Raw genomic sequence first — 2458 nt, forward strand, 5'->3', positions numbered from 1 at the left:
GAGGTCTCGAGCGCCGCGGCGTTCGGGTGCAGCGGCACGCGGCCCGCGAGGAAGGCGGCGGTCGGGGCCGGGACGTTCTCGAATTCGTAGGTGACGACGTCGACGGCTTCGGCGAAGGCCGCGAGCGCCGTCTCGTCGTCATAGGCCGCGATCGTCTTCGCCGCGGCGACGTCGTAGGCCGGCGCCTCCTGGTCGGGGCAGAAGATGTGGGCCTTGAGGCCGAGCGAGGCCGCGGCGAGCGCCATCATGCGCCCGAGTTGGCCGCCGCCGAGGATGCCGATCGTCGATCCGGGCGGGAGCGTCATTCGGGGCTCTCGTCCACCGCCTCGGTCTGCGCGCGCCGCCAGTCCGCCACGCGTGCCCCCAGCTCGGCGTCGCCCAGCGCCAGGATCTGCGCCGCGAACAGGCCGGCATTGATCGCGCCCGCCTTGCCGATCGCCAGCGTGCCGACCGGCACCCCGCCCGGCATCTGCACGATCGACAGCAGGCTATCGAGCCCCGACAGGGCGGCCGACTGGACCGGCACGCCCAGCACGGGCAGCGCGGTCATCGATGCGGCCATGCCCGGCAGGTGCGCCGCGCCGCCCGCGCCCGCGATCAGCACCTTCAGCCCGCGCGAGGCGGCGCCCGTCGCATAATCGTACAGCCGCTGCGGCGTGCGGTGCGCCGACACCACCTTCGTCTCGTGCGTCACGCCCAGCGCGTCGAGCGTCTCGGCCGCGTGACGCATCGTCGCCCAGTCGGAGCGCGACCCCATGATGATGCCGACCTGCGCCGCCATCGGCTCAGCGTTCGCTCAGATAATAGCGGTCGATCGCGACAAGCTGGTCGTCCAGCTCATAGACGATTGGCTGCCCGGTCGGGATTTCCAGGCTGGCGATGTCCGCGTCCGAAATGCCCGACAGATGCTTGACCAGCGCGCGCAGCGAGTTGCCGTGGGCGGAGATCAGCACGCGCTTGCCGGCCTTCAGCTCGGGCGCGATCCGCGCTTCCCAGTAAGGCAGGACGCGCGCGATCGTATCCTTCAGGCTCTCGGTCTGCGGGATCGGCACGCCCTTGTAGCGCGCGTCCTTGGCGAGGTCCCACGGGCTCCCTTCTTCGGGCAGCGGCGGCGGGATGTCGAAGCTGCGGCGCCAGATCGCGACCTGCTCGTCGCCATGCCGCGCCGCCGTCTCGGCCTTGTCGAGGCCCGTCAGTCCGCCATAATGCCGCTCGTTCAGCTTCCAGCTCTTCTCGGTCGGCAGCCACAGCCGCCCCATCGCCTCCAGCGCGAGGTTGAGCGTCTTGATCGCCCGGCTCTGGAAGCTGGTGAAGGTCAGGTCGAAATCGAGGCCCTTGTCGCGCAGCAGCTCGCCCGCCGCCCACGCTTCCTTCACGCCCTGTTCGGTCAGGTCGACGTCCCACCAGCCGGTGAATCGGTTCTCCAGGTTCCAAGCGGACTGGCCGTGGCGGATCAGGACGAGCGTCGGCATGGGGCGGCGGCTTTCCTCTAATGTCAGGCGAGCGCCCTTAGCGGGGCGAAACGCACCCGTCACCCCTTGGTGCCGCGCAATAAGAGGCGCATGTTCATGGCCGCCCCGCCGCCCGACTCGCTTGACCCGGGCGCCCGGCTGGTGAAGGGGCTCATCCCCATGAAGACGCGCATCTACGTCACGCTCAAGAACGGCGTGCTCGACCCGCAGGGCAAGGCGATCCACCACGCGCTCGAGGGGCTCGGCTTCTCGGGCGTCGACGACGTCCGCCAGGGGAAGCTGATCGAGCTCGACCATGCCGACGACGTGAGCGACGCCGATCTCGACGCCATGTGCCGCAAGCTGCTGGCGAACACGGTGATCGAGAATTACCGGATCGAACGGGGCTGAAGGAAACGCGCATGAAGTCCGCCGTCATCGTCTTTCCCGGATCCAACTGCGACCGCGACCTCGCCGTCGCGATCGAGGACGTGTCGGGCCGCGCGCCGCTCATGCTGTGGCACGGCGAGACCGAACTGCCCGAGGGGCTCGATCTGATCGCGGTGCCGGGCGGCTTTTCCTATGGCGATTATCTGCGCTCGGGAGCGATGGCCGCGCGCTCGCCGGTGATGCGCGCGGTGGTCGATGCGGCGGGGCGCGGCGTGCCGGTGCTTGGCGTCTGTAACGGCTTCCAGATCCTGACCGAGGCGGGGCTGCTGCCCGGCGCGCTGATGCGCAACGCGGGCCTGTCCTTCGTCTGCCGCGACGTCGCGCTGACGGTCGAAAACGCCCAGTCGATGTTCACCAGCCGCTATGACGCGGGCGAGCGGATCACCATTCCCGTCGCGCACCATGACGGCAATTTCACCGCCGACCCCGACACGCTCGCCCGGATCGAGGGCGAGGGCCGCATCGCCTTCCGCTATGCGGAGCCCGTCAACGGCTCGGCGCGCGACATTGCCGGGATCGTCAACGACAGCGGCAACGTGCTCGGCCTGATGCCGCAT

4 protein-coding genes and 1 pseudogene are annotated in these 2458 nt (G+C 69.7%); 2 read left to right on the forward strand and 3 right to left on the reverse strand.

Annotated elements, in window-relative coordinates; genetic code table 11:
• The 3 genes and pseudogenes from ACOJSF_RS02390 to gpmA all read right to left on the reverse strand — a co-directional run.
• A pseudogene (locus ACOJSF_RS02390) lies at positions 1–305 on the reverse strand (5-(carboxyamino)imidazole ribonucleotide synthase); the annotation flags it as partial.
• Positions 302–781 carry a 5-(carboxyamino)imidazole ribonucleotide mutase gene (gene purE, locus ACOJSF_RS02395; RefSeq protein WP_420140639.1) on the reverse strand — a complete coding sequence of 160 codons (480 nt, stop codon included), beginning with the start codon at positions 779–781 and terminating at the stop codon, positions 302–304. The pseudogene ACOJSF_RS02390 and the gene purE, both read right to left, overlap by 4 nt.
• Before the next feature lie 4 nt (positions 782–785).
• Positions 786–1472 (reverse strand): 2,3-diphosphoglycerate-dependent phosphoglycerate mutase, encoded by a 687-nt coding sequence (gene gpmA / locus ACOJSF_RS02400; RefSeq protein ID WP_420140640.1) that lies wholly within the window; start codon positions 1470–1472, stop codon positions 786–788.
• A 159-nt stretch (positions 1473–1631) separates the two neighbouring features.
• On the opposite strand from gpmA, the gene purS reads away from it, so the two are divergent.
• Together purS and purQ are read left to right on the forward strand one after the other, a co-directional pair.
• Entirely contained in the window at positions 1632–1862 is a 231-nt protein-coding gene (gene purS, locus ACOJSF_RS02405) for a phosphoribosylformylglycinamidine synthase subunit PurS (RefSeq protein WP_420140642.1), read from the forward strand.
• A gap of 11 nt (positions 1863–1873) precedes the next feature.
• Positions 1874–2458: phosphoribosylformylglycinamidine synthase subunit PurQ (gene purQ, locus ACOJSF_RS02410; RefSeq protein WP_420140641.1), on the forward strand; the 585-nt coding region annotated here is incomplete at its 3' end.

The organism is Sphingomonas sp., assembly GCF_048594985.1.
In the GTDB taxonomy this organism is placed as follows: domain Bacteria; phylum Pseudomonadota; class Alphaproteobacteria; order Sphingomonadales; family Sphingomonadaceae; genus Sphingomonas_I.

Coding starts and splice junctions, on each gene's coding strand:
- purE (WP_420140639.1), bottom strand. CDS start 781: ATGGCGGCGCAGGTCGGCATCATCATGGGGTCGCGCTCCGACTGGGCG.
- gpmA (WP_420140640.1), bottom strand. CDS start 1,472: ATGCCGACGCTCGTCCTGATCCGCCACGGCCAGTCCGCTTGGAACCTG.
- purS (WP_420140642.1), top strand. CDS start 1,632: ATGAAGACGCGCATCTACGTCACGCTCAAGAACGGCGTGCTCGACCCG.